The following is a 26,305-nucleotide window of genomic DNA, read 5'->3' as shown; positions in this document are numbered from 1 at the left end:
TCCACATGCGGATGTTCGCCGAGCTGTTCGTGCCCGAGGACAGCGACCCCAGGCCCGCCGTGCCGGCCCGGGGGGACGAGAAGGCGATGCTCGCCGCCTGCCTCCGCTGGCATCGCGAGACGCTGAAGCTGAAGTGCAAGGACCTCGACCCGGGAGCGCTCGCCCGCCGGTCGGTGCCCTTCGCGAACCTGTCGCTGCTGGGGCTCGTACGGCACCTCGCCGACGTCGAACGGCGCTGGTTCCGCCGGGACATGGCCGGGCAACCGGCCGGCCCGTACTTTCAGACCGAGGAGCGTCCCGACGCGGCCTTCGACGACGCCGTGCCTGACGCGGAGATCGTCGCCGAGGCGTGGCGGCTCTGGCACGACGAGGTGGACTTCGCCGACCGGTTCGTGGCCGGGGCGGCGAACCTGGAGATCACCGGCACGGACCCCTGGCGCGGTACGATCACGCTGCGCTGGGTGCTCCTCCACATGATCGAGGAGTACGGGCGGCACAACGGCCACGCCGACCTCCTGCGTCAGGGCATCGACGGTGCGGTGGGCCTGTGACCAGGCAGGAGAGCATGAGCAGGAGAACGGACGTGCTGGTCAGGGCCGCACGGCCGGACGAGGCGGAGCCGCTGAGCGAGCTGGCGTTGCGCTCGAAGGCCTACTGGGGCTACGACGAGACGTTCATGGCGGCCTGCCGGGACGAGCTCACCGTCCCGGCATCGCAGGTGGAGGCCCGGCGGACGACGGTGGCCGAACGGGACGGCCGCGTGCTGGGGTTCGTCACCGTCGAGGGCGATCCGCCGGAGGGGGAGCTGGGCATGCTCTTCGTCGAACCGGACGCCATCGGGCACGGCATCGGCCGCCTGCTGCTCGAGCACGCGGTGACCGCCGCGCGGAGGCTCGGCTTCGTGCGGTTGCTGATCGAGGCGGACCCGCACGCCGAGCCGTTCTACCTGGCGATGGGCGCCGCCCGGATCGGTCTGGCCCCGTCCGGCTCCATCTCCGGGCGCAGCCTTCCGCTCCTGTCTCTCGACACGTGAGCGATCACGCGGGAGCGCGTCGCCCGCCCGGGGCGCGATCGTGCTCATGCGGTGCCTCCTCGCGTGCCGGTCACCGGAGCTTGATCAGCGGCCTCGATATTCGGCCTGACGAGCACCCCGAATCGCCGGGCCTCGGGCAGGATGGCGGGCATGGTCTCGTATCAACTGGTGATCGATTGTGCGAATCCTGAGCGGATGGCCCGATTCTGGGCGGACGCATTGCGCTACGAGCTGGAGCCGCCGCCGGATGGCTTCGATACGTGGCGGGCGTACTGGCGCAGCATCGGCGTGCCGGAGGACGAGCTGGGCGAGGGCGACGGCAACGACAGCATCGTCGATCCGGAAGGGCGCGGGCCGAGGATCTGGTTCCAGCAGGTGCCCGAGGGCAAGGTCGTGAAGAACCGGTTCCATTTGGACGTGCTGGTCGGCGGCAAGCGCGACGAAACGCCCCTGGAGACCAGGCGAGCGCGAGTGGATGCCGAGGTGGAGCGGCTGGTCAAGGCAGGGGCGTCCGTCGTACGGGTGCACTCGCAGCCCGGGGCCGACCACTACGCGGTGGCGATGCTCGACCCCGAGGGCAACGAGTTCGACGTGGTCTAGTACCGCCGTCGCCGGCGGAGGTCAGCGGTAGCCGGTGACGTCGGCGGGTCTGCCGGGGTCCTGGACCTCCACCAGGTAGCGCCAGCAGTCCGGCTGGGAGCCGTCCACGTCCGTGAAGCCGTACTCCTGCGCGAGCTGCCCGCTCGACAGCGACCGGCCGGTCCACCGCATCACGTCAGGGTCGGCGGCCAGGGCGGCGACGGCGCGGCCGACGTACCGGGGCGACTCCGAGATGGCGAAGTGCGGCTCGCGCGCGGTCGCGTCGCGCCAGTTCTCCTCCTTCACCCCGTAGTGGTCGAGCATCATCTCCGACCGCAGCCAGCCGGGGGTCAGCGACACCGCCGCGCACCCGTACGGGCGCAGCTCGTGCGCCTGCGCGTAACCGAGCCGGATGACCGCGCTCTTGGCCTGGTCGTAGAAGAACGAGACGCGGTAATTGCGGTCGTTGTACTCCTTGGTGCCGTCGGTCATCTCCACCACCAGCCCGCCGGGCCGCTTGATCAGCAGGGGCAGCATGAAGCGGCTGGTGATGACGTGGGTGTCGACGGCGAGCCGGAGCAGGCGCAGGCCGGCGTCCAGGTCGTGCTCCCACAGCGGGGTGTCCCACTGGGCGAGGTGCTCGCCGCCCCAGATGTCGTTGACGAGCACGTCGAGGCGGCCGTGGTCGCGGCCGATGCGCTCGGCGAGCGACCTGACCTGGTCGCGGTCGAGGTGGTCGGCCGGTACGGCGATGCCGTGGCCGCCGGCCGCGTTCACCAGCTCGGCGGTCTCCTCGATGGTCTCGGGGCGGTCGTACTCGGATCGCGACCGCCGGGTGGTGCGGCCGGTCACGTAGACGGTGGCGCCGGCCGCGCCCAGCTCGACGGCGATGCCCCGGCCGGCGCCCCGCGTCGCGCCGGCGACCAGGCAGACCTTGCCTCGCAGGTTCGGATGATTGCTCATGCGGCGAACGTAACGAGAAAAGCCGACAACGCCTGTCATGTTTTCCGTGCCGGTGCGGGGCCTTGCCGGGCGAGGTCAGCGGGTGGTGAACGCGCCGCCGTTCACGTGGATGGTCTGGCCGGTGATGTGGCGGGCGCCGGGCGAGGCGAGGAAGAAGACGGTCTGCGCGATGTCATCGGGCGTGCCGGGCCGCTTCAGCAGCGTCTCCTCCACCAGCGCGCGGTGGCGCTCCTCGGTCATGCCGTCGCCGAAGAAGTTGGTGCCGGCGACGTAACCGGACGAGATGACGTTGCAGGTGACGTCGCGTGGGCCCAGCTCGGCGGCGAGCGAGACGTTCCAGGCGGCGAGCGCGGCCTTCGCGGCGCCGTACGAGCCGCCGCGCCGTTCAGCCCCGATCGAGCCGATGCTGACCACCGTGCCGCCGGGCGCCAGCCGATCCTGTACGGCGGCCGTGGTGAGCGCGGCGCTGACCACGTTGAGCGACAGGCTCGACTGCCACTGCAGGGCGAGCGCCTCAAGCGGCGGCGTGCCCTCGGGTGGGGTGGCGGGCAGCCCGCCGGCCGCGTTCACCAGCACGTCGAGCGGTCCGCTCAGCTCGGCGGCCAGCGCGGCGACCTGATCGGGACGGGTGGCGTCGCAGGCGGCCCCGCGCACGCCGAGCTCCTTGGCGGCGGGTTCGACGGTGGCGGCGCGGCGGCCGGTGATGACGACGTCCGCGCCGTCGGCGGCGAAACGGGCGGCGATGGCCCGGCCGATGCCGCTGGTTCCCCCGGTGACCAGTACGGTCCTGCCCATGAGTCCCTCCTGACGGCAGGTATGTTTAGGGCTAAATATAGCGAAGGGTTCCGAGATGGCCGACGCCCCCACCAGTCCCGCGGAGATCGCCGCCGCCTGGCAGCGCGAGCGCCCCGGCACGCCGACCTCGTCCATCGAGATCGTCACGCCCATCTGGCGGCTGGCGAAGCTGTTCGCCGACGACCGCGCCCGCGTGCTGCGCGCCGCCGGGATCGACGCGGCCACGCTCGATCTGCTGTCCGTGCTGCGCCGGTCCGGGCCGCCGTACCGGCTGACCACCCGCGAGCTGGCCCGCCGCACGCTCGTCACGGCAGGAGCGATCTCCCAGCGGGTGGCCAGGGCCGAGCGGGAGGGCCTCATCCACCGCGCGCCCGGCGGCACCGGGCGCAAGAGCGTCGTCGTCACGCTGACGGAGGAGGGGCACGCGCTCATCGAACGTTCGGTGGACTCGGTGCTCGGCCGCGAGGCGTCCCTGGTCGCCGGGCTGACCCCGGAGGAGCGCGCCACCCTCGTCCAGCTGCTGGACAAGCTGACCGCCGACGTGCGCAGGCGGCTGTCAGCCGAGCCCTGACCGGCGGCGCAGCCCGGCCGCCGTCGCCACCGAGGCCGCGCCGAGCAGCAGCGCCGGCACGAGGTACAGCAGCGTCGAGAGGCTGAGCAGGTCGAACGGCTCCAGCCCCAGCGCCGTACGGCCAAGCGCGACCGCGAACAGGCTCGCGTACCCGGCGATGGCCGCGCTCATCGCCACCAGCCGCGCCCGCTCGGACAGCCGGCTGAAGCCCATCAGCCAGGCCAGCCCCGGCAGCACCTGGATCGCGTGCATCGGCACCGCGTGGGCGTACTTCATCGCGCCCGCCCGCCCGTACGTGCTCATCGAGTGCGTCAGCGGCGAGGCGCCGGCGTCGAGCAGGCCGATCCCGTGCACGATCATCCACATCCCGACCACCTGCGCGGCCAGCAGCGCCAGCATGCCGCCGCGGATCGCCCACGCCATCGGCGCGGGCGCGGTGCACGCGGTGAAGGCCGCCACGGTGATCAGCAGCAGCGCGATGTCGGTGACCGCGATCGTGACGCCGCCCGCCGTGAACAGCGCCCCGTCCAGCGCCGTCATGTCGTTGAAGTGCGACGGTACGCCACGCGCGCGCTGCACGCTCACCCACACCACCTCCAGCGCGGTCGAGACGCACAGCAGCACCGACACCAGCCACCCCGACCACGCCGGCACCCGCAGGTGGCCGCCGATCCAGCCGAGCGTGAGCGTGGTCAGGCCGAACGAGAGGCCGAACGTGGCCGGCTTGCGCCACGACAGCGGCCCCTCGATCGGGCCGCCGACGACCGCCCAGATCGCGCCGTGCGCGAGGCCGGTGAGGACGAGGGCGGCGCCGACGACGTACGCCAGCCGCTGGTAGCCGCGCGCCTCATCCCAGAACGTGGCGCGCAGCGACGCACCCATGGCGCGGGGGAGCGGCATCTCGGACATGGGGGACCTCCTGGTGGCAGCGGTCGGAGAACGGTGAACCGGTGTTCCAGCGGGATCCCTCTGACCTCTGACGGTAGGCGGCGGGCCGCCGTACCGGATCCCCCGCCGCACCGAACCTCCGGCTCACCCGGCCTGGGGAGGCTCCCTCCTGAGAGGGAGGTCAAGCGCGCCGCAGCGCCTCATACTTGGGCGTATGCCGACGAAACGCGTGGCGGCCTGGATCCGGGAGCACCCGGTGGCCGCCGACGGGGCGCTCGCCGTGCTCCTCGCGGCGATCTCCCTGATCGCGCTCTTCGTCCGCGCCGCCGCCGAGCACATGCCGCGCCCGGGGCCGCTCGCCGTGATCCTGGTCCTGCTCGGCACGCTGCCGCTGGCCTGGCGGCGCCGCCACCCGCTGTGGATCAACCTCGGGGCCGGCGCGGTGGCCGCCGTTTACGGCGCCGCGCCCTTCCCGGACCTGGTCACGCCCGTGGCGCCGGGCGGCGTCGTCGCCCTCTACACCATGGTCGCCTGGTGCGGCAGGACCGTCTCCGCCGTCGTGGGCGTGCTCGCGGGGGTCGGCGTGGCGGTGGTCGCGCTGGTGCCCGCCACCGACAGCGACCTGCTGGACGTCGCCTTCGCCATGCTGCTGCTGGCCGGAGCCTGGGTGCTGGGGGACAGCGCGCGGATCAGGCGGGCGTACACGGCCGAACTGGAGGCGCGCGCCGAGCTGCTGGCCCGCGAACGCGACTTCGAAGCCCGCCGCGCGGTCGCCGCCGAACGCGCCCGCATCGCCCGCGAACTGCACGACGTCGTCACCCACCACGTCGGCATGATGGTGGTGCAGGCCGAGGCCGGGCCGGTGCTGGCCGAACGCGACCCGCAGGCCGCCGAGCGGACGTTCGACACCATCGCCGAGACCGGGCGGCAGGCCATGACCGAGATGCGCCGCCTGTTGGGCGTGCTGCGCGAGGAGAGCCCGCAGGGGGAGGGCGCGCTCGCTCCGCAACCCGGGCTGGCGCAGGTGCCCGAACTGGTCGAACAGGCGCGCCGGTCCGGAGTGCCGGCCTCGCTGGAGATGGACGGGCCCGCCGGGCCGTTGCCCCCCGGGGTGGAGCTGTCGGCGTACCGGATCGTGCAGGAGGCGCTGACGAACGTGGTCAAGCACGCGGGCGGGGCGCGGGTGCGCGTACGGGTGCGGCACGGTGAACGCGACCTTCGTATCGAGGTCTGCGATGACGGTCCTGGGAGCGGAGGGGGCGACGGCCTGGACCGGCACGATTGCGACGGCTCCGATCCGAGCGGGCAGGGTGCGGACCGGCACGGTCTCAGCGAGCGGAGTGCGGACGGTAACGGTTCGAGCGGGCACGGGCTGGTCGGGATGCGGGAGCGTGTCCAGCTCTTCGGCGGCGAGCTGACCGCCGGAGCCCGGCCCGAGGGCGGCTTCGCCGTGGTGGCCCGGCTCCCGATCGGCGGCGGACGATGACGATCAGGGCGATCGGGAGCCGGGCGCGATGACGATCAGGATCGTCGTGGCCGACGACCAGGAGCTGGTACGTGCCGGCTTCCGCGCGATCCTGGACGCCCAGCCCGGCATGGAGGTGGTCGCCGAGGCCGCCGACGGGGTGCAGGCCGTCGAGGCGGCTCGCCGGTGGCGGCCCGACGTCGTGCTCATGGACGTACGCATGCCCCGCATGGACGGCCTGGAGGCCACTCGCCGCCTGGCCGGCCACGGCGTGGCCGACCCGGTCAAGGTGCTCATGGTGACCACGTTCGACCTGGATGAGTACGTCTTCGAGGCGCTGCGCGCGGGCGCCAGCGGCTTCCTGCTCAAGGACGTGCGCCGGTCCGGCCTGGTCGAGGCCGTACGCGTGGTCGCCGCCGGGGAGGCGCTGCTGGCACCGTCGGTCACTCGGCGGCTCATCGGCGAGTTCGTCCGCGCCCGGCCGCCCGCCCGTACCGCCCGGCCCGCGCCGCCCGAGATCAGCACGCTCACCGCCAGGGAACGGGAGGTACTGGAGCTGATCGCCCGTGGCCGATCGAACGCCGAGATAGCGGCCGACCTGACGATCGGGGAGCAGACGGTGAAGACCCACGTGAGCAACGTGCTGAGCAAACTGCTGCTGCGCGACCGGGTGCACGCGGTGATCCTCGCGTACGAGACCGGCCTCATCCGCCCCTCCCGCGACTTACGCCCCTGACGCACCCGCACCAGGGTTCCGGCACGCCCGTTATCGAATTGCGACGCTGACAAATTCACATCGCGCGCGTTTGAATGGTGAGGCACCATCCCCGGCGAGGTGATCGTCAGCGGCCCTTGTCCGGAACCCCCCACCAGCACGAACGGAGCCGACGTGACGAGTGAACCCCGCTCCATGACCGGCGACGACCGCAAGGTCCTCGCCAGCACCCTGGCCGGCACCACCATCGAGTGGTACGACTTCTTCATCTACGCCCAGGCCGCCGGCCTGGTGTTCGGGCCGCTGTTCCTGGCTCCGGTCAACGAGCAGGCCCCCGGCCTGGCCACGATCATCTCACTGGCCACGATCGGCATCAGCTTCCTGTTCCGGCCGCTCGGCGCGATCGTCACGGGCCGCTACGGCGACCGGCTCGGCCGCAAGCGCATGCTGGTCATGACGCTCCTGCTCATGGGCGGGGCCACCACGCTCATCGGCCTGCTGCCCACGTACGGGTCGATCGGGGTGGCGGCGCCGATCGCCCTCATCCTGCTGCGCATCGTGCAGGGCTTCTCCGCGGGCGGCGAGTGGGGCGGCGCGGCCCTGCTGGCGGTGGAGCACGCGCCGCGCGAGCGCCGCGGCTGGTGGGGCACGTTCCCCCAGATCGGCGTGCCGATCGGGCTCATCCTGGCGACCGGCGTCCTGTGGATCATGAGTACGGTGACCACTCCCGAGCAGTTCCAGGCGTGGGGCTGGCGGGTGCCGTTCCTGCTCTCGCTGACCCTGATCATCATCGGCTACCTCGTGCGCCGCGCCGTGGAGGAGAGCCCGGTCTTCAAGGAGCTGCAGCAGCGCACTAAGACCTCGTCGGCGCCGCTGCGTGACCTGTTCCGCGGCCACAGCAAGAACGTCCTGCTGACCGCGCTCATCTTCGTCGCCAACAACGCGGCGGGCTACCTGCTCATCGCCTACTTCATCAGCTACGGCACCACCGCGCTCGGCCTGCCCCGTCCGTCCGTGCTGCTCGCCACCGTCGCCGGCTCGGTCGCGTGGCTGATCTTCACCCTGTACGGCGGCGCGCTGTCCGACCGCATCGGCCGCGTCCGCACGTTCCAGATCGGCTACGCGCTGGTGTTCGTCTGGATGATCCCGCTGTTCCTGCTGATGGAGACCCGCCAGATCTGGCTCTTCGCCGCGGCGGTCCTCGTCCTGGCCGTCGGTCTCGGCCTGTCGTACGGCCCGATGTCGGCCATGTACGCCGAGATGTTCCCCGCATCGGTGCGCTACTCGGGGGCGGCGATCGGGTACGCGCTCGGCGCGATCCTCGGCGGCGCGTTCGCCCCCACGATCGCGGAGGCCCTGGTGCAGAGCACGGGATCGGCGCTGTCGGTGGGCGGCTACATCATGGTGCTCTGCGTGATCTCGCTGGCCGCCGTCACCGCCGTGAAGGAGCCGAAGGGCGCCGATCTGGGCCTCACCCGGCAGCCGATCACCTGACGCCCGAGGCGGGTTCCCGCCTCGCTCCGGCCGTCGTCGCGGCGCTCGTCCCGTAACGGAAAAATCACCACTTTCGTTGTGCCTCGTCTCATTGTTCACTAAAGGCGCGCCATGATCATCATGGCGTTCCGCAGCAGATGACAGGAGACTTCATGGCACATCTGAGGCCCGCCGTACGCCGGGTACTGACGGTCGCTTCCCTGACCGCCGTCGTGGCCGCCGCCGGCGTCGCGATACTCGGTGACGCGGATCCGGCGGAGGCGGCGCGGATCACCGCGACCTGCGCGAACAACGACGGCGATGCCGCCAGGATCCAGTCGGTGATCGACGGCTCCGACGAGGGCGACGAGATCATCATCGACGGTCCCTGCTTGATCACCAGCACCGTCCTGCTGGCCGGTGACCGTACCTACCGGGGAGAGAGCCCCACGACGCTCCTCAAGCAGGCCGACAACCGCAACCTTCCTGCCGTGCTTGCCTCCAAGTCGTGGGCCGACAACGACGCCACCGCCGACGGGCGCGTCGTGTTACGCGATCTCACCATCGACGCCAACGCCGCCGGGAACGCCTCGGGCGGAGACGGAGTGCTGATCCGCGCCTGGGGCTGCGTCATCGAGAACCTGCACATCCAGAACGCCAAGGCCAACGGACTCCACATCACCAGCATCGCGCGCGATGGGACGACAGTGGCGCCCACGGGCGGCATGGTCAACGGCCGCATTCACGGCCTCTTCATCGACCAGTCCGGGCAGAACGGCATCTACGTCGAGGAGGGCGACAATGCGGTGACCGACTGGAACCTCACCGAGACCTGGATCGATGAGACCGGGGGCGACGCGATCAAGCTGGAGAACAGCGCCGGCTGGGTGATCGAGCGCAACCACGTCTACAACGTCGGCGGTGCCGGCATCAACGCGGACCGCCTCTACGCGACCAGCCTCAGCGACAACTACATCGAGGACTTCGCCACCTACGGCATCGAGGCCGCCGTCCAGGGTGACGCCGCGAGCACCATCACGGGCAACCGCGTCTTCCAGTTCAGCGGCACGGGGACCACGTACGTGGCCATCACGAGGGTCAACTACGGCACCGGGAACGTCGCCGTCACCGGCAACGTCATCCGCGGCAACGGCTCCGGCACCGGCCTGTCGTACCAGCGGGGCGGCAACCAGCTCACCGTCACCTCGACGGGCAACCTCGTCACCGAGGTGACCACCCAGCGCTCGGTCGGCTCGGGCGTCAACGTGACGGCCGGAGTCTGACCTGGACGGCCCGCGAGAGCGAGAGCCTGAGCCGCATGAGGGCGCGTTCTTGCGGGCCGCCAGGCCGAACGTCCCCCGGGCGCACCCCGGGCGCGCTACCGGGGCGAGCAGGCCGCAGGGGCCGAGCGCGCTACCGTACGGTCTTGGCCAAGGCGCCCGCGCTCATCCCGAACGACTGCCGAAAGTGCCTGTCGAGGTGGCTCTGGTGGAGGAAGCCCAGCTCGCCGGCCACCTCCGCGACGCTCCTGCCCGCCGCCGGCTCGTCGAGCCGTTCGTGCAGGAGCTCGCGCACTTCGGGCAGAGCACGGTGGCGCAGTGCGGGGCTCGCCGCGTCCGGGGCGGTGGCGTGCCGGGTGACCAGGCGGTCGAGCCTGCCGGTCAGCGGCGACCGCCGGGTCAGCGCGTCGTCGCCCTCGGCCGGGAGACCGTGCAGCGCCGCGACGCCGTCGAACAGGTCGCGGTCGCGGTAGCGCGGCTCGCGGAACCGGGGCCGGTCGGCACGCTCGCCGGGCGGCATGAGCGAGGCGTCCACGACGAGGAGCGGCCGCACTCGCTGCAGCGGATCCGGCGGGGGCGCGCCGCCGGACGACGTCCTGGTGGACGACGGCTACCTGTACGTCCGCGGCGGCCGCTCCAGGGGCGAGCGGTACGCGAGCATCCTGTGCCGCGACCGGCTCCAGCCCGTGGACGCCACCGGCGGCCACAACCCGCCACCGCCCCACGAGGCGACGATCGCGAGCCGCGCCTTCGGCGCCGACTTCGCTGAGGTGAAGGTGGACCCGGAGCTCGGGACGGTCCGCGTGACCAGGCACGTCAAGGTGATCGAGGCCGGCCGCATCCTCAACCCCCGCACCGCGCGCTCCCGGGGCATCGGCGGCGTCGCGATGGGCATCGGCCAGGCGCTGGCCGAGGCCACCGAGGCGGACCGCCGCGACGCGCGCACCTCCAACGCCGGCCTCTGAGGCTCCTGCCGATCACCCCGGACAAACTGCTGTGACCTGCCGGCGGCCGTACCTGGCGGATCTCCGGGAACCTGCCCGCCTTTTCCCGCTGACGACGACTTGAGGCGGGGTTCCGGACGAAAAACCGGAACCACGTCACCGCGTACCTGATCAAGCATTTCCCCAAATTCGGCGACGGCCGCGCTTAGCCCGCGTTTCCCCAGGAAAAGACATGATCCGCGCTCGCCGTCGGGCTAGCACGACGACATGTCCGATATGCGCGACATTCAAAGGAAATTCGTTTTCTGGGGGATTCATGGATGCATTTCATGGCCGGTGTTCCGGCCTCATCATCACGGCGGCGGCTCTTCTGATGTCCGCACCCATGGCCGCGTACGGCGACACGCAACCGCAGCAGGCCGACGCCGGTCCTCCGGCGAGTGCGGCCGTCCTGCCCGGCATCGTCACCGCCAGCCACTGGGGCATCATCGGGCGCAACACCATCGGCGGGCCGAACGCGGTCCTGCGCGAGGGCCCCTACGGGCGCACCGGCTCCACCTTCGCCGCCACCCAGCCGCCCCCGTACGGGCACGGCAGCCTCGGCATCATCGTCGGCAGCGGCGCCGAAAAGATCGCGTGGGGCAATGAGAAGATCTTCGCGGGCACGCGGCTGTCGTCCATCAAGACGCTCAAGTACTGGGTGTTCGCCGGCATGGACAGCCTCACCGGCGTCAGCCTGCCGAACATCACCATCGAGGCCGACCCCAACGTCGGCCCGGCCGACTACACCAGCCTCGTCTACCTGCCCGACACCTCCACCAGCCCGTCCGCACCCGCGACCCGCGAGGTCAACCAGTGGCAGCAGTACGACGCCTCCGCCGACGGCAGCAGGTGGTACGCGACCGGCGCCACGGGCGGAGCCATCACCTGCACCCAGGCGTCGCCGTGCTCGTTCACCGAACTCAAGGCCAAGATGCCGGACGCGGTGATCAGCCTCAGCCTCGGCATCTCCAAGGGCCGCGACAACCCGTTCATCGGCGCCGTGGACGGACTCCAGGTCAACCACACGGTCTACGACTTCGAGTTCAGGGGCGTGCGTACGAGGTTCGTGCGCGAACGATGAGTTCCGCTGCGGCCGGCGGTCATACCTCGGAACCCGAAGTGCCGAGGAGGAACCCCGATGCGCAGCGTCACCTACTCCATGGGCGTCTCGCTCGACGGCTACATCGCCGGCCCCGACGGCGGCTTCGCCTGGGCCGAGCCCGACGCTGAGATCTTCCGCTACCACATCGACGAGCTGCGGCAGGTCGGCGTCCACCTGATGGGGCGGCGGCTGTACGAGACGATGCTCTTCTGGGAGACCGCCGACCAGGAGCCGTCGCTCGACGACGACACGCGCGAATGGATCGCGCTGTGGAACCCGCTTCCGAAGGTCGTCTTCTCCACCACGCTGACCGAGGTGAAGGGCAACGCCCGCCTGGCCACCGGCGGCCTGGCCGAGGAGATCGCGCGGCTGCGCGCCGAGCCGGGGGAGGGGGAGATCGCGATCGGCGGCGCGAGCCTGGCCGCCGAGGCGGCCGCCCTGGACCTGATCGACGAGTACCGGGCCGTCGTCTATCCGGTGCTGGTGGGCGGCGGGGTGCCGTTCTTTCCGCAGGGCAAGCGGCAGGTGGACCTCGACCTGGTCGAGACGCGCACGATCTCGAAGGCCGTCGTCCACCGCTACCGCGTACGGCGCCCCTAGACGGCCCGCACGGCTGTCAACCATCCGGGTCCACCTCTGGGGGTACGTCGCGTCCGCCTCAGGGTGGAGAGGCCGCCCTGAGGTACACGCTCCGGTGGAGGCAGAGACCCAGTCCCGGATTGATGATCGACCACCTCGCCTTCCTTAACGTTTTGTCCAAGCCGGCCGGGCCCGGTCACTGATGCTCCTTCGCTGGTCGTCAGAGGAGGTCTTGTGCGGACAGGTAAGGCGTCGTTGGCCGCGGTGACGGTGGCCGTCGTGATGATGAGCCCGCTGCACGTCCCGCCCCAACAGGAACCCGCCGTCATGGGCCCGCCCGAGGTCAGCGACGATCGGTGGGCGGTGCGAGGCAAGAAGGTGCCGGTTCGTGCCCGCGTCCCGGACCCCGCGGCAGGCCGGGACGCGCCGCGACCCCGCTGGCCGGCCGCGGGAGACACGTCGGCGGTGCGAGCGACGGGCGCCGCCCGGGTTCGCCTCCTCGACCGGAGCACGGCCGCGAAAGCGGGTGCCGATTTGTCAGTGAGGGTCGACAGCTCCGGCCCCGCCGCCGTAACCGTGGACTACGCCCCCTTCGCCACCGCCTACGGCGGCTCGTACGGCTCCCGATTACGTCTCGTCAAGCTGCCACAGTGCGCGCTGACCACCCCCGACCTGCCCGCATGCCGCACCGCCACACCGGTGGCCGGCCGCAACGACGCCGAGTCCCGCACCCTCACCGCCGGCCTCCCCGCAGGCACCGCCGTGCTCGCCGCCGTCGCCGCACCCGCGAGTGCCGCCGGCGACTATCGGGCCACCCCGCTGGCTCCGGCCGCGACCTGGAACAGCAGCGGCAACTCCGGCGACTTCACGTGGTCGTACCCGCTGCGGGTACCGCCGGTGCCGGGCGGCCTTACCCCGCAGCTCGCGATCGGCTACTCCGCCGCCTCCGTGGACGGCAGGACCTCCGCGACCAACAACCAGCCGTCCTGGGTCGGCGAGGGCTTCGACCTGTGGCCGGGCTTCATCGAACGCAGCTACAAGCCTTGCGCCGACGATGGCGCCCCCAAGAGCAACGGCGTGGACCCCGGCGACCAGTGCTGGGCCTACGACAACGCCACCGTCATCTGGAACGGCAGGGGCGGAGAGCTGATAAAGGCTGCGGACGGCACGTGGCGCATGCGCGGCGACGACGGCACCCGCTTCGAGAAGATGACCGGCGGCACGAACGGAGATAAGGACGGGGAGTACTGGAAGGCGACCGCCACCGATGGCACCCAGTACTTCTTCGGCCTGAACCGGTTGCCCGGCTGGACCTCCGACCGCGGCGAGACCTCCTCCGCGTGGACGATGCCGGTCTTCGGTAACGACGCCGGCGAGCCCTGCCATGACACGGCCGGGTTCGCGCGGTCGTCCTGCCGCCAGGCGTGGCGGTGGAACCTCGACTACGTCGTGGACACCCGGGGCAACGCCATCGCGTACTACTACGACAAGGAACGCAACAGCTACGGTCGCAACGTCTCGCTCACCGACGACGCCGAGTACGACCGTGGCGGCCGGCTGACCCACATCGAGTACGGGCTGCGCTCCGACGACCCGTTCGCCCCGCCGCCGGCCAAGGTGGTGTTCGAGACCTCTGAGCGGTGCATCCCCACTGACGCGTTCGACTGCGCCTCCTCGAAGATCGGCAGCAATCCTGATCATTGGCCGGATGTGCCGTGGGACCAGAACTGCACGTCGCAATGCACCAAGGCCGGGCTCATCGCCCCCACCTTCTGGTCCCGTCACCGGCTCACGGGCGTCACCACCAAGGTCAGGCAGGACGACGGCACCTACCGCGATGTGGACACCTGGACCCTGCGGCACGCCTGGGGCGACGCCGACGTCGATCGGGCGCTCCTCCTGAAGGGAATCACGCACACGGGCAAGGCGTCCGGCACCGCAGTGACGCTTCCCGAGGTCACCTTCAACCATCATCGAGTCCGACCGCACCGCCCGCGGGCCCGACATGGTCACGGAGTACCGCTACCTCGGCGGCGCGGCCTGGCACTTCGACGACGACGACGGCCTGACCAAGACGAAGGAGAAGACTTGGTCACAGTGGCCCGGCTACGGCCATGTCCAGGTTCTGACCGGCGGCGACGGTGAGCCGCTCACCCTGGAGGAACGCCTGTATCTGCGAGGCATGCACGGCGACCGGCTCAACGCCTCGGGCGGTACCAAAAGCGTCAGCGTCGCCGACGGCGAGGGCGGAACCCACCCCGACCACAACGACCTGGCCGGCTTCGAGCTCAAGCACATCGTCTACACCAAGCCGGGCGGCAGCGTGCACAGCAAGACCGTCAACACGCCAGGGCGGCATAAGACCGCCTCACGTACCCGCTCCTGGGGCACGTCAGACGCGGTGCTCACCGGCGTCGCCGCGAGGCATACCTGGACCGCCATGGACGGCGGCACGTGGCGGGAGACCCACACCGACACCGAGTACGACACCGTGACGGGTCTGCCCGTCCAGGAAGACGATCAGGGCGACATCGCACGCGATGACGACGACCTGTGCACCCGCACCACGTACGCGGTCAACGCCGACGCGTGGATCCGCGTGCTGCCCTCACGCGTCGAGACGGTCGCCGTCCGCTGCTCCGCAACACCTGAGAGGCCGAAGGACATCGTCTCCGACGTGCGCACCTTCTACGACGGCGGTACCACCCCTACGAGGGGCGACGTCACCCGCGTGGAGAAGATCGCAGACCATGACGGCACGACCGCCAGGTATGTGCCCACCGCCCGCACCACCTACGACGATCACGGCCGGGTCACGGCGGTCACGGACGCTCTCGGTCACACGACGACGACCACGTACACGGAGACGGCCGGGCTGACGACCAAAGTCACCACCACCGGCCCGCCCGTCGACCCCGACGACCCGGCCAGTGCGCACGTGACGACCGAGACCCTCGACCCCGCGCACGGCCGTCCGACCGCGCAGACCGACGCGGCAGGTCGCACCACCCATCTCGCCTACGACGGGCTGGGCCGCCTGACCAAAGTATGGCTGCCCGGCCGCCCCACCACGGCCACCCCTGACACCGAGCACTCCTACCAGGTCGCTGACGGGAAGATCTCTGCCGTCACCACGAAGACCCTCACCCCCACCGGCGCTCAACGGGCCGGCCACGCCCTGTTCGACGGTCGGCCACCAAACGGCTGATGGAGGCGTTCACCGGCCCGCCGAGCAGCTCGCCGCCACCCGGGCTCGACCGGCTCACCGCTCGCGAACTCGAGGTGCTGAGCCTGGTCGGGCGGGCCCTGTCCAACAAGGAGATCTCCGAACGGCTGTCTGTCGGCGAAGGCACCGTCAAGACGCACATCAACCGGATCATGGCCAAGCTCGACCTGCGCAGCCGCGCCCAGGTGGTGGCGCTGTCCTACGACGCCGGCCTGGTGAAACCGGCCGCTCGCTGAGAGCACGCGTGGGACGGAGGCTTAAGCGGACGTAGGCGTGGCCGACCACGCTTTCGGCGTTGCCGGACGGCGGCGAGCCGCCGATCGAGAGGGCCGACCACTCCAACGGGCTGATCGTCGTGATGTCCACGGGCGTACTCGTCTACACCGGCATTGACACCGGGATCGTGCAGGTCGCGGTCACGCTCGCCTCGACGACGTCCTCTCAGGAGGCGTCGATGCCGGTCTGGATCAGGCCGTCCGCAAGGCCACCGGTCGCCCGTACCGAGGGTGAACCGGCCACCCCCGCGAACGCGGACTGTTCACAAGGTGAGACGGGCTTCCCAAGGAGTGGTCACGCGTGCCAGAATCATGCACAACCTGTAGGTAATGAGAATTTTCGGAAAGGGAGGGGCATGGCGGCACGTGCCGCAGGGGTGCGGTTGCGCGCCCTCGGCCACACCTTCGGCAACGGTCACGCCGTGCTGCGGGACATCGACCTCGACCTCCCGCCCGGAGAGATCGTCGCCATCCTGGGCCCGAGCGGCTGCGGCAAGTCGACGCTGCTGCGGCTGGTGGCCGGGCTCGACACGCCATCGGCGGGCGAGGTGCTGGTGGACGGGCGCGCCGTCACGGGCATCGACGAGCGCTGCGCCGTCGTCTTCCAGGAGCCGCGCCTGCTGCCCTGGCGCGACCTCGCCGGGAACGTACGGCTCGGCCTGCCCAAGGGCACCCGCAAGGCGGAGGGCGACCGCATCGTCCGGCACTGGCTCGACGTCGTCGGCCTGGCCGGTTTCCACGGGCACCGTCCCCGCCAGGTCTCCGGCGGCATGGCGCAGCGCACCGCCCTCGCGAGAGCGCTCGCCAGGGAACCCGGTGTGCTGCTGCTCGACGAGCCGTTCGCCGCCCTGGACGCGCTGACCCGGCTGCGCATGCAGGACCTGCTGGCCGACGTGCAGCGCGGCGCCGGGACGACGGTGCTGCTCGTCACCCACGACGTGGACGAGGCGCTGCACTTGGCCGACCGGGTGGTCATGCTCGGCAGCGTCCCGCCGGAGCCCGGCGCGACCGTGGTGACCACGCTCGACGTCAAGCACCCGCGGCCGCGCGACCGCGCACACCCCGAGCTCGCCGAGCTCCGCGCCGACCTGCTGGAACGGCTCGGCGTGCCCAGGCCCGTCCCCGCCGAAGAGGCGGCGCCGTCATGAAGCCCCTGAAGGAAACACCATGATCCACCGTCGCCTCCTGCTCACCACCGCGCTGCTCGCGACCCTGGCCACCGGCTGCGTGCAGGGCGAGAGCGACACCGCGGCGCCCGCGCAGGGGCAGCTCCGGCTCGACTACGCCTACTACAACCCGCTCAGCCTGGTCATCCGCCGGCAGCGCTGGCTGGAGAACGAGCTGAAGGGCACCACCGTCACCTGGGTCCTGTCGGCCGGCAGCAACAAGGCCAACGAGAACCTGCGCGCCGAGACCATCGACGTCGGCTCCACCGCGGGCGCCGCCGCGCTGCAGGCCCGCGCCAACGGCACGCCCATCAAGACCATCGGCATCTACACCCAGCCCGAGTGGACGGCGCTCGTCGTGCCCAAGGGCTCGCCGATCAAGGACGTCAAGGAGCTCAAGGGCAAGAAGGTCGCCGCGACCAAGGGCACCGACCCGTACTTCTTCCTGCTCCAGACGCTGGAGGAGGCCGGGCTCGGCGGTTTGGACGTCGAGGTCGTCAACCTGCAGCACGCCGACGGCAGGACGGCGCTGGAACGCGGCGACGTGGACGCCTGGGCCGGCCTCGACCCGATGATGGCGCAGAGCGAGCTGGAGGCCGGCTCGAAGCTCGTCTACCGCAACCCCGGCTTCAACACCTACGGCTTCCTCAACGCCCGCGAGGGCTTCATCAAGGACCACCCCGACCTCGCGCAGAAGGTGGTCGACGCCTACGAGCGGGCGCGCGCGTGGGTCGCCGAGCACCCCGACGAGGCCGTCAAGCTGCTGGCGCAGGAGGCCAAGCTCACGCCCGAGGTCGCCTCGGTGGTGCTGAAGGAGCGGACGAAGACCGACATCAGCCCGGTGCCGGGCGCCGAGCAGCGTACGGTGCTCGAACGCATCCTGCCGACCCTCGTACGCGAGAGCCAGGTCCGCTCCGAGGACGAGGCGCGCAAGGCGCTCGACTCGCTGTTCGAGCCGGGCTTCGCCGCGAAGGCGAAGGCGGCGTCGTGACCACCCGCCCCACCGGAACGCCGAGCCTGGACCGCACGCAGGAACGCCCCGCGACCCCGCCGCCGGACCGGGGGAGCGCACGGGCGGGAGGGCGGCGGTTCGCGCAGGTGGGGCGGGTCGCCGCCGGGCTGGTGGTGCCGCTGATCGCGCTGGCCGCCTGGCAGGCCGCCGCGGCGGCGGGCGTGTTCACCCCGGCGCAGCTCCCCGCGCCGTCGGCCGTGCTGGCGGCGGTCGGCGAGCTGATCCAGCGCGGCGAGCTGTGGCAGCACATCGCGATCAGCGGTCAGCGGGTGCTGCTCGGCTTCGCCGCGGGCGCGGTCGCCGGGCTGCTGCTGGGCGCGGCGGTCGGCCTGTACGCCCCGGTCAGGGCGCTGCTCGCGCCCAGCGTCGCCGCCCTGCGCGCGGTGCCGTCGCTGGCCTGGGTGCCGCTGCTGGTGCTCTGGCTGGGCATCGCCGAGGCCCCCAAGATCGTGCTGGTGGCGATCGGCGCGTTCTTCCCCGTCTACACCACCGTCGCCTCGGCGCTGTCCCACGTGGATCCGCACCTCGTCGAGGCCGGTCGCGCGTACGGGCTGCGCGGCGTGGGCCTGCTGACCCGCATCCAGCTTCCGTACGCGGCGCCGTCCGTGCTCGCCGGGCTGCGGCTCGGCCTCGCCCAGGGCTGGCTGTTCCTCGTCGCCGCCGAGCTGATCGCCTCCTCGATGGGGCTCGGCTTCCTGCTCATCGACAGCCAGAACACCGGCAGGACGGACATCCTGCTGCTGTCGATCCTGCTGCTCGCCCTGCTGGGCAAGGCCGCTGACGCGCTGCTCGGCCTGCTGGCGCGTACGCTGTCCGGCCCGCTCGCCCACGACAAGGACTGAACGCGGCACCACCAGGACCGGGTCCGGCGCCGCCGGGCCCGGCTTCCGGCGTGCCCGCGCCCGGTCGCCGGCATCCAGGCAGCGCGGGATCAGCGCCCGCGATACACCTCAAACAGGGTGAACTATCCATACATACCGCATACGAAAACAATTTTCCACATGACTGACTTGTTAGAAAATTTCTTCCGAAATCCGCTTGACCTGGCCCGTTGACACTGGGAAAGCTGTGGCGGGAGTGCAAAGGTGAAAGGACCGCTCCCCCCATGGCCACCGTCCGCCCGTTCCAGCCCGGTGATGAGACCGCGCTGGTCGACGCCTGGAACCGCAGCATGCCCGCCGACCCGACGACGGCCGGCTGGTTCAAGGACTGCGTGCTGCTCGACCCCAACTTCGACCCCGAGGGCCTGCGTGTGGCCGTGGAGGATGACGAGGTGGTGGGCTGTGCGTACGCCGTCCGCCGCCTGATCCCATTAGCGCCGGGCACCGACCTGGAGCCGGACGTCGGCTGGATCCCGTTCTTCTTCGTCGTCCCCGAGCGCCGGGGCGGCGGCCTGGGCCGGCGGCTGCTGCAGGAGGCGGTCGCGTTCCTGGAGGGCCTCGGCCGCACGAAGATCGAATTCTCCTCCTACACCCCCTTCTACGTGCTGCCGGGCGCGGACGCCGAGCTCTACCCCGCCGGATACCGGCTCCTCGGACAGCTCGGCTTCACAACCCTCTACTCGCCGGTCGCCATGGACCGCACGCTCGTCGGCTACCAGGCGCCGCCCGAGGTACGCGAGCTGCGCGAGCAGCGTGAGCGCGAGGGGTACGACTTCCGCAGCCCCACCGTGGGCGAGCTGCCCGAGCTGATCAGGTTCGCCGCCGGCGCCTTCAACCCCGACTGGGGCGAGGCCATCCGCGGGCACCGGAACCCCGAGCGCATCGTGATCGCCAAGAAGGACGGCCGCATCGCCGGCTTCGCCCTGTACGCCGCCTACCGCGGCATCCCCGAGCGCTTCGGCCCGTTCGGCGTCGACCCCGAGCTGCGCGGCACCGGCCTCGGCAAGATCCTCCTCCACCTCACCATGACCAGGATGCGCGCGGAGGGACTCCACTCCTCCTGGTTCCTCTGGACCGGCGCCACCAGCCCCGCCGGCCACCTCTACACCAAGGCCGGCTACGAGATCACCAGAAAGTTCCACGTGATGAGGCGATCCGCATGACACACGTTCTCGCCATCGGGGCCCACGCGGGCGACATGGACCTGACCGCGGGCGCGGTGCTCGCCCAGCACGTGCTGCGCGGCGACCGCGCGACGCTGCTGCACCTGACGCTCGGCGAGCGCGGCCACCCCCGCATGCCGGTCTCCGACTACGCCAAGCAGAAGCGCGAGGAGGCTGAGACGTTCGCCGAGCGGATCGGCGCGGGCGTGCGCTTCCTCGACTACGAGGACGGCCTGCTGCCCGAGGACGACGAGACCAAGATGCGCGTCGGCGACATGATCAGGGAGCTGCGCCCCGACGTGATCATCACGCACTGGAGCGCCTCGATCCACAAGGACCACGCCCGCACCCACCGCATCGTCGAGGACGCCCGCTTCTACGGCGGGCTGAAGACCCTGGAGCGCGAGCACCCGGCCTACTGGGCGAGCGAGCTCTACTACGCCGACAACTGGGAGGACGCCGAAGGCTTCGCGCCCGACACGTTCGTCGAGATCGAGGAGGAGGCGTACGAGATCTGGTCGCAGGCCATCACCGGCTACGCCTACGCCAGGGGCGAGACCTACGGCTTCCCCTACGTCGACTACTACCGCGCGCTGACGATCGTGCGCGGCGCCCCCGCCGGGTTCAAGCGGGCCCAGGCGTTCGCCGCCCCCAAGGGCTCGCGGCAGCTGCGCACCAAGTACTTCGGGAAGGGAGCCTCCGCATGAGACGACCGGTGAGCCGGATCGCGGCGATGGCGGCCACGCTGGCACTGGCACTGGCGGGCTGCTCCGGCGGCGGGGGCGGCGGTGGCGCCGCCAAGAGCGGGGACGCGCCGCCGCTGGTGGTGCACGCCGTGGACGCGGGCACCTTCCAGGAGGACTTCAACCCGTACCACCTCGAAGGCGTGAACTTCGGCACCAGCGGGATGATCCACGAGACCCTCATGTTCTTCAACAAGCTCAAGCCGGGCGAGATCACGCCCTGGCTCGCGCTGGAGCACGAGTGGTCCGACAAGGGCAAGTCGGTGACGTTCACGCTACGGCAGAACGTCAAGTGGTCCGACGGCAAGCCGTTCACCGCCGACGACGTCGCCTTCACCTTCGACATGCTGAAGAAGCACCCGCAGCTCAACAAGAGCGCGCTGGAGATCGAGGGGACCGAGGTGCTCGCGCCCGACAAGGTGCGCATCGACTTCGCCGCCACCTCCTACGCCAAGCTGTACGACATCGCCGGTAACTCGCCCATCGTGCCCAAGCACATCTGGGAGAAGGAGAAAGACCCGGCGACCTTCACCAACCCCAAGCCGGTCGGCACGGGGCCGTACACGCTGTCGAAGTTCTCCGCCCAGCTCTACGAGCTGGTCAAGAACCCGTCCTACTGGCAGCCCGGCAAGCCCGAGGTGCCGGTCGTGCGCTTCCCCGCGTACACGGCCAACGCGCTGCAGACGGCGCTGCAGCAGGGCGAGGTTGACTGGGCGGGCGCGTTCGTGCCCGACATCGACAAGATCTACGTGCAGGGCAAGCCGGAGCAGAACAAGTACTTCTTCCCGCCCGAGGGCCTGGTGACGCTGCTGCCGAACCTGACCCACCCGGTGCTGGGCAAGCCCGAGGTGCGCCAGGCCATCAGCCTCGCCATCGACCGGGAGAAGATTGTCCGGATCGCCGAGCGCGACTACACCAAGGTCGCCCACCCGAGCGGCGTGACGATGCCGGGCGGCGAGGCGTACGTGCCGGAGGAGTACCGCGACGCCGCCTACAAGGTGGACATCGAGAAGGCCAAGGAGCTGCTCAAGGGCATCGACCCGGCGCAGCTCACGTTCGAGCTGCTGGTGCCGTCGCCGTACACCGACTGGGTGAACGCCGCGCAGCTCATCCGCGAGGACCTCGCCAAGGTCGGCATCACCGTCGAGACCAGGGGAGTGGCCTTCCAGGACTGGGTCTCCAAGGTCGGCAAGGGCGACTACGACCTGTCGATCAGGGGCACCCCGGCCGGCCCGACGCCGTACTTCCAGCTCCGCAGCCTGCTCTACGGCAAGCTCGCCAAGCCCGTCGGCGAGTCCTCCACCGGCAACTACGAGCGGTGGAAGGACGAGGAGACCGACAAGCTGATCGCCGAGTACGCCGCCACCGAGGACCTGGCCGAGCAGCAGAAGGCCACCCAGGGCCTGGCCAAGATCATGATCGAGAAGCTGCCCGCGCTGCCGCTGTTCTACAGCCCGTCCTGGGCGCAGTTCCGCACCAACAAGTACGTCGGCTGGCCCTCCGAGCAGGACCCGTACGCCATGCCGTCCCCCTACACCTCGCCTGACGCGGCGATGGTGCTGCTGCGACTGAAGCCGGCGGGCACGTGAGGTTCCTGGCCAGGCGGCTCGGCTTCTACCTCCTGACGGCCTGGGCCGCCATCACGCTGAACTTCCTGATCCCCCGGCTCATGCCGGGGGATCCGGTCGAGCTGCTGGTCGCCCGCATGAAGGGCAACGTCGAGCCGGCCGCCATCGACGCGATGCGCAAGGCGTTCGGCATCAGCGACGCGAGCCTGTGGCAGCAGTACGTGGACTACCTGGTCAACCTCTCCCACGGAGAGCTGGGCCGGTCGATCACCTTCTACCCGACCGAGGTCTCCACGGTGATCGCCGACAGCCTGCCGTGGACGATCGGGCTCGTCGGCGTCGCCACGCTGATCAGCTACCTCATCGGCACCGCGCTCGGCGTCATCATGGCGTGGAAGCGCGGCACCTGGCTGGACGGCGTGCTGCCGGCCGCCACGTTCATGCACGCGGTGCCCTACTTCTGGGTGGCGCTCGCGCTGGTCTTCGTCTTCGGCGTGACCCTGCAGTGGTTCCCGGTCAGCCGCGCGTACGGGCTGGACGTGACGCCCGGCTTCAACGCCGAGTTCGTGCAGAGCGTGCTCTACCACGCCGCCCTCCCGGCGATCACCATCGTCGTCGCCTCCATGGCCGACCGCATCCTCGGCATGCGCAACGTCATGGTGACCACGCTCGGCGAGGACTACGTGGTGATGGCCGAGGCCAAGGGCCTGACCTCGCGCCGGGTCATGTGGGCCTACGCCGCCCGCAACGCCATCCTGCCCAACATCACCAGCTTCGCGCTGTCGCTCGGTTTCGTGGTGGGCGGCTCGGTGCTCACCGAGATCGTCTTCTCCTACCCGGGCATCGGCTCGATGCTGCTCAAGGGCGTGGAGAACGAGGACTTCCCGCTCATGCAGGGCATCTTCCTCGTCATCTCGCTCGCGGTGCTCGTCGCGAACTTCCTGGCCGACCTGGCGTACGTGGTGCTCGACCCCCGGACCAGGCAGGAGTCGGAATGAAGATCAAGATCGGGGCCGGGATCCTCGCCTTCTTCGCGCTGGTGGCGATCTTCGGCCCGCTGTTCATCGGCGCCGATCCCGCCGCCACCAGCGACGCCGGGCTGCAGCCCCCGTCGGCCGAGCACTGGCTCGGCACCACCCAGACCGGTCAGGACGTGCTCGTCCAGCTCGTCTACGGCGCCCGCGTCTCGCTCGGCGTCGGCGTGCTGTCGGCGGTCATCGCGACCGTGCTCGCGGTCGCGGTCGGCCTGGTCGGCGGATACATCGGCGGCGCCGTGGACGAGGTGCTGTCGGTGCTCACCAACATCTTCCTCGTGCTGCCCGCGCTGCCGCTCATCATCGTGCTGGCCGGCTACCTGCCGCAGCGCGGCGTCACCTCGGTCGCCGTGGTGATCGCGGTGACCGGCTGGGCGTGGGGCGCGCGCGTGCTGCGCGCCCAGACCCTGTCGGTACGCCGCCGCGACTTCGTCCAGGCCGCCAGGGCGAGCGGCGAGGGGCCGCTGCGGATCGTCTTCTTCGAGATCCTGCCGGTCCTGCTGCCCGTCATCGCCACCAGCTTCCTGGCCACCGTCGTCTCGGCGATCCTGGCCGAGGCCGGGCTGTCGTTCCTGGGCCTGGCCGACCTGTCCACGGTGAGCTGGGGCAGCATGCTGTACTTCGCGCAGAACGGGCAGGCGCTGCTCATCGGCGCCTGGTGGTGGTTCATCCCGCCCGGCCTGTGCATCGCGCTCATCGGCACCGGCCTGGCCCTGGTGAACTTCGGCATCGACGAGATCGCCAACCCGCGGCTGCGCACGATCAAGGTCCCCAGGAAGGCACGCGCATCATGAACGTCCTGGAAGTCCGCGACCTCAGCGTGGACTACCTGTCCGGCTCCGGAGCCGTGCACGCGGTCTCCGGCGTCTCGCTCGACCTGCGCCGCGGCGAGATCCTCGGCCTGGCCGGCGAGAGCGGCAGCGGCAAGTCCACCATGGCCAACGCGGTGGCCAGGCTGCTGCGCCCGCCCGCCACCGTCACCTCCGGCACGGTCACCTACCGCCGCCAGGACGGCACCGCCGTGGACGTGCTCTCGCTCGGCAAGAACGAGCTGCGCGCCTTCCGCTGGAAGGAGCTGGCCGTCGTCTTCCAGAGCGCCATGAACTCCCTCAACCCGGTCAGCACCGTGGGCGCCCAGATCGACGACGTGCTGCGCATCCACGCGCCGGGCATGTCCCGCGCCGAGCGCACCGAGCGGGCGGTGGAGCTGCTGCAGCGCGTCGGCATCAGCGCCGACCGCCGCCGCTCCTACCCGCACGAGCTGTCCGGCGGCATGCGCCAGCGCGCCGCCATCGCCATCGCGCTGGCGCTCAACCCCGAGATCATCATCATGGACGAGCCGACGACCGCGCTCGACGTGGTGGTGCAGCGCGACATCCTCGCCGAGATCAGGGCGCTGCGCGAGGAGTACGGCTTCGCGGTCGTCTTCATCACCCACGACCTGTCGCTGCTCATGGAGATCTCCGACAGGATCGCCATCATGTACGCGGGCCGGGTCGTGGAGACCGGGACGGCCAAGGCGCTGCACCGGGCGCCGCGCCACCCGTACACGCTGGGCCTGCTGCGCTCCTTCCCCCGTCTGCGCGGCCCGCGCGAGGAGCTGCTCGGCATCCCCGGCACCCCGCCCGACCTGCGCACCCTGCCGCCCGGCTGCGCCTTCCACCCCAGATGCGCCAAGGCGATGGAGGAGTGCTCGCAGACCCTCCCGGTGCTGCGGTCCGAGGCGGACGGCGAGGTCGCGTGCCTGCTCAACGACGGGAGGGGGCTGTCATGAACACCGCCATGAACGACGTCGTCCTCGAGGGACGCAACCTGACCAAGCACTTCACCGCCGCCCGCGGCCCGCGCGGCCGCTTCGGCAAGCGCCCGCCGGTGCGGGCGGTCGAGGACGTCTCGATCGCGCTGCGCGCCGGCACGGTGACGGCGCTGGTCGGCGAGAGCGGCTGCGGCAAGAGCACGGTCGCCCGGCTGCTCGCCCAGGTCTATCCGGCCACCTCCGGCGAGGTGCTGCTCAACGGCGAGCCGGTACGCGCGCACCGCGGCCCCGCGTTCAAGGAGTACCGGCGGCAGGTCCAGCTCATCTTCCAGGACCCGTTCGCGTCGCTGAACCCCTTCCACCGGGTCCGCTACCACCTGGCCAGGCCGCTGCGGCTGCACGGCCACGCCCGCACCGACGCCGAGGAGCGCGAGCAGGTCGCCGAGCTGCTCGAACGCGTCAGCCTCACCCCGGTCGAGCAGTTCATGGACAAGATGCCGCACGAGCTGTCCGGCGGCCAGCGGCAGCGGGTGGCGATCGCGAGGGCGCTCGCCGTCCGGCCCGTCGCGCTGATCGCCGACGAGCCGGTGTCCATGCTGGACGTGTCCATCAGGCTCGGCGTGCTGCGCCTGCTGGAGGGGCTGGCCAGGGACAACGGGCTGGCGCTGCTCTACATCACGCACGACATCGCCAGCGCCCGCTACTTCGCCGAGGACATCACGGTCATGTACGCGGGCCGGCTGATCGAGAGCGGGCCCAGCGAGGAGCTCACGCAGTCGCCGCGCCACCCGTACACGCAGCTGCTGCTGGAGTCGGCGCCGGACCCCGACCGGGTGGCGCCGCCTGCGGGCGAGCGGCACGGCGAGCCGCCCAGCCTCATCGCACCGCCGAGCGGCTGCCGGTTCCACCCGCGCTGCCCGGTGGCGCTGCCGGTGTGCTCGGCCGAGGTGCCGGGGCGCACGGAGCTGGGGGACGGGCACTGGACGCACTGCTGGCAGGCGGAGGCGGCCGTCACCCGCTGAGTCGTGCCGGCCGGCGGGCTCCCCTGACAC

General features: G+C 71.0%; 28 protein-coding genes. 24 read left to right on the top strand and 4 right to left on the bottom strand.

What is annotated here, in order from left to right; all coding sequences use genetic code 11:
- The first annotated feature begins 5 nt into the window (after positions 1 to 5).
- The 3 genes from AB0K67_RS03050 to AB0K67_RS03040 all read left to right on the top strand — a co-directional run bounded on the left by AB0K67_RS03050 (position 6) and on the right by AB0K67_RS03040 (position 1,633).
- The gene (locus tag AB0K67_RS03050) at positions 6 to 551 is read left to right on the top strand and encodes a DinB family protein (RefSeq protein WP_364051922.1); all 546 of its coding nucleotides are present in this window, start codon (positions 6 to 8) and stop codon (positions 549 to 551) included.
- A 14-nt stretch (positions 552 to 565) separates the two neighbouring features.
- Positions 566 to 1,033 (top strand): GNAT family N-acetyltransferase, encoded by a 468-nt coding sequence (locus tag AB0K67_RS03045; protein ID WP_364051919.1) that lies wholly within the window; start codon positions 566 to 568, stop codon positions 1,031 to 1,033.
- 141 nt (positions 1,034 to 1,174) lie between these two features.
- Entirely contained in the window at positions 1,175 to 1,633 is a 459-nt protein-coding gene (locus AB0K67_RS03040) for a VOC family protein (protein WP_364051916.1), read from the top strand.
- A gap of 21 nt (positions 1,634 to 1,654) precedes the next feature.
- Here the strand turns inward: AB0K67_RS03040 and AB0K67_RS03035 are convergent, their stop codons facing one another.
- Positions 1,655 to 2,575: an SDR family oxidoreductase gene (locus AB0K67_RS03035; RefSeq protein ID WP_364051913.1), complete on the bottom strand. Its 921-nt coding sequence runs from the start codon at positions 2,573 to 2,575 to the stop codon at positions 1,655 to 1,657.
- A gap of 75 nt (positions 2,576 to 2,650) precedes the next feature.
- Complete coding sequence (locus AB0K67_RS03030; RefSeq protein ID WP_364051910.1) at positions 2,651 to 3,370, bottom strand: SDR family oxidoreductase; 720 nt, start codon at positions 3,368 to 3,370, stop codon at positions 2,651 to 2,653.
- A gap of 55 nt (positions 3,371 to 3,425) precedes the next feature.
- Here AB0K67_RS03030 and AB0K67_RS03025 point away from each other — a divergent pair, with 55 nt between their 5' ends.
- A complete protein-coding gene (locus AB0K67_RS03025; protein ID WP_364051907.1) occupies positions 3,426 to 3,941 on the top strand; it encodes a MarR family transcriptional regulator in 516 nt (171 codons plus the stop codon).
- Here the strand turns inward: AB0K67_RS03025 and AB0K67_RS03020 are convergent.
- Entirely contained in the window at positions 3,927 to 4,850 is a 924-nt protein-coding gene (locus AB0K67_RS03020; protein WP_364051904.1) for a hypothetical protein, read from the bottom strand. The two genes, AB0K67_RS03025 and AB0K67_RS03020, sit on opposite strands and share 15 nt — an antisense overlap.
- A gap of 193 nt (positions 4,851 to 5,043) precedes the next feature.
- On the opposite strand from AB0K67_RS03020, the gene AB0K67_RS03015 reads away from it, so the two are divergent.
- The 4 genes from AB0K67_RS03015 to AB0K67_RS03000 all read left to right on the top strand — a co-directional run bounded on the left by AB0K67_RS03015 (position 5,044) and on the right by AB0K67_RS03000 (position 9,765).
- A complete protein-coding gene (locus AB0K67_RS03015; RefSeq protein WP_364051901.1) occupies positions 5,044 to 6,315 on the top strand; it encodes a histidine kinase in 1,272 nt (423 codons plus the stop codon).
- A gap of 28 nt (positions 6,316 to 6,343) precedes the next feature.
- Positions 6,344 to 7,030 carry a response regulator transcription factor gene (locus AB0K67_RS03010; protein WP_364051898.1) on the top strand — a complete coding sequence of 229 codons (687 nt, stop codon included), beginning with the start codon at positions 6,344 to 6,346 and terminating at the stop codon, positions 7,028 to 7,030.
- 174 nt (positions 7,031 to 7,204) lie between these two features.
- Positions 7,205 to 8,503: an MFS transporter gene (locus AB0K67_RS03005; protein ID WP_364057411.1), complete on the top strand. Its 1,299-nt coding sequence runs from the start codon at positions 7,205 to 7,207 to the stop codon at positions 8,501 to 8,503.
- Between the two features lie 152 nt (positions 8,504 to 8,655).
- Entirely contained in the window at positions 8,656 to 9,765 is a 1,110-nt protein-coding gene (locus AB0K67_RS03000; protein WP_364051895.1) for a right-handed parallel beta-helix repeat-containing protein, read from the top strand.
- Between the two features lie 130 nt (positions 9,766 to 9,895).
- Here the strand turns inward: AB0K67_RS03000 and AB0K67_RS02995 are convergent, their stop codons facing one another.
- Positions 9,896 to 10,315 carry a hypothetical protein gene (locus AB0K67_RS02995; protein ID WP_364057581.1) on the bottom strand — a complete coding sequence of 140 codons (420 nt, stop codon included), beginning with the start codon at positions 10,313 to 10,315 and terminating at the stop codon, positions 9,896 to 9,898.
- Between AB0K67_RS02995 and AB0K67_RS02990 the strand changes: the two genes are divergently transcribed.
- The 16 genes from AB0K67_RS02990 (at position 10,281) to AB0K67_RS02915 (ending at position 26,275) form a co-directional block, all read left to right on the top strand.
- Entirely contained in the window at positions 10,281 to 10,727 is a 447-nt protein-coding gene (locus tag AB0K67_RS02990) for a molybdopterin cofactor-binding domain-containing protein (RefSeq protein ID WP_364051892.1), read from the top strand. The two genes, AB0K67_RS02995 and AB0K67_RS02990, sit on opposite strands and share 35 nt — an antisense overlap.
- A 352-nt stretch (positions 10,728 to 11,079) precedes the next feature.
- On the top strand, positions 11,080 to 11,829 hold the full coding sequence (locus tag AB0K67_RS02985; protein WP_364051889.1) for a hypothetical protein: 750 nt from the start codon (positions 11,080 to 11,082) through the stop codon (positions 11,827 to 11,829).
- Positions 11,830 to 11,886: 57 nt separating this feature from the next.
- Positions 11,887 to 12,450 (top strand): dihydrofolate reductase family protein, encoded by a 564-nt coding sequence (locus AB0K67_RS02980; RefSeq protein ID WP_364051886.1) that lies wholly within the window; start codon positions 11,887 to 11,889, stop codon positions 12,448 to 12,450.
- Between the two features lie 519 nt (positions 12,451 to 12,969).
- Complete coding sequence (locus AB0K67_RS02975) at positions 12,970 to 14,574, top strand: hypothetical protein (RefSeq protein ID WP_364051883.1); 1,605 nt, start codon at positions 12,970 to 12,972, stop codon at positions 14,572 to 14,574.
- Positions 14,575 to 14,611: 37 nt separating this feature from the next.
- Positions 14,612 to 15,637 (top strand): RHS repeat domain-containing protein, encoded by a 1,026-nt coding sequence (locus tag AB0K67_RS02970; protein ID WP_364057408.1) that lies wholly within the window; start codon positions 14,612 to 14,614, stop codon positions 15,635 to 15,637.
- Positions 15,637 to 15,891: a helix-turn-helix transcriptional regulator gene (locus AB0K67_RS02965; protein ID WP_364051880.1), complete on the top strand. Its 255-nt coding sequence runs from the start codon at positions 15,637 to 15,639 to the stop codon at positions 15,889 to 15,891. The genes AB0K67_RS02970 and AB0K67_RS02965 overlap by 1 nt, the downstream gene beginning before the upstream one ends.
- A 395-nt stretch (positions 15,892 to 16,286) precedes the next feature.
- Positions 16,287 to 17,078 (top strand): ABC transporter ATP-binding protein, encoded by a 792-nt coding sequence (locus AB0K67_RS02960; RefSeq protein WP_364051877.1) that lies wholly within the window; start codon positions 16,287 to 16,289, stop codon positions 17,076 to 17,078.
- A 19-nt stretch (positions 17,079 to 17,097) separates the two neighbouring features.
- The gene (locus AB0K67_RS02955) at positions 17,098 to 18,087 is read left to right on the top strand and encodes an aliphatic sulfonate ABC transporter substrate-binding protein (protein WP_364051874.1); all 990 of its coding nucleotides are present in this window, start codon (positions 17,098 to 17,100) and stop codon (positions 18,085 to 18,087) included.
- On the top strand, positions 18,084 to 18,950 hold the full coding sequence (locus tag AB0K67_RS02950; RefSeq protein ID WP_364051871.1) for an ABC transporter permease: 867 nt from the start codon (positions 18,084 to 18,086) through the stop codon (positions 18,948 to 18,950). Before AB0K67_RS02955 ends, AB0K67_RS02950 begins: the two co-directional genes overlap by 4 nt.
- A 263-nt stretch (positions 18,951 to 19,213) precedes the next feature.
- Positions 19,214 to 20,152 (top strand): GNAT family N-acetyltransferase, encoded by a 939-nt coding sequence (locus tag AB0K67_RS02945; RefSeq protein WP_364051868.1) that lies wholly within the window; start codon positions 19,214 to 19,216, stop codon positions 20,150 to 20,152.
- Positions 20,149 to 20,859, top strand: coding sequence for a PIG-L family deacetylase (locus tag AB0K67_RS02940; protein ID WP_364051865.1), 711 nt, complete (start codon positions 20,149 to 20,151; stop codon positions 20,857 to 20,859). The genes AB0K67_RS02945 and AB0K67_RS02940 overlap by 4 nt, the downstream gene beginning before the upstream one ends.
- On the top strand, positions 20,856 to 22,484 hold the full coding sequence (locus AB0K67_RS02935) for an ABC transporter substrate-binding protein (protein ID WP_364051862.1): 1,629 nt from the start codon (positions 20,856 to 20,858) through the stop codon (positions 22,482 to 22,484). The genes AB0K67_RS02940 and AB0K67_RS02935 overlap by 4 nt, the downstream gene beginning before the upstream one ends.
- Positions 22,481 to 23,461, top strand: a complete 981-nt coding sequence (locus AB0K67_RS02930; RefSeq protein ID WP_364051859.1) for an ABC transporter permease — start codon at positions 22,481 to 22,483, stop codon at positions 23,459 to 23,461. The genes AB0K67_RS02935 and AB0K67_RS02930 overlap by 4 nt, the downstream gene beginning before the upstream one ends.
- Positions 23,458 to 24,291, top strand: a complete 834-nt coding sequence (locus AB0K67_RS02925) for an ABC transporter permease (RefSeq protein WP_364051856.1) — start codon at positions 23,458 to 23,460, stop codon at positions 24,289 to 24,291. Before AB0K67_RS02930 ends, AB0K67_RS02925 begins: the two co-directional genes overlap by 4 nt.
- Positions 24,288 to 25,271 carry an ABC transporter ATP-binding protein gene (locus AB0K67_RS02920; RefSeq protein WP_364051853.1) on the top strand — a complete coding sequence of 328 codons (984 nt, stop codon included), beginning with the start codon at positions 24,288 to 24,290 and terminating at the stop codon, positions 25,269 to 25,271. Before AB0K67_RS02925 ends, AB0K67_RS02920 begins: the two co-directional genes overlap by 4 nt.
- A complete protein-coding gene (locus AB0K67_RS02915; protein WP_364051850.1) occupies positions 25,268 to 26,275 on the top strand; it encodes an ABC transporter ATP-binding protein in 1,008 nt (335 codons plus the stop codon). Before AB0K67_RS02920 ends, AB0K67_RS02915 begins: the two co-directional genes overlap by 4 nt.
- Positions 26,276 to 26,305: the final 30 nt, after the last annotated feature.

The sequence above is a fragment of the Nonomuraea sp. NPDC052634 genome (assembly GCF_040678535.1).
GTDB lineage: Bacteria > Actinomycetota > Actinomycetes > Streptosporangiales > Streptosporangiaceae > Nonomuraea > Nonomuraea fastidiosa.
This window is presented reverse-complemented; position numbering and strand designations above follow the sequence as displayed.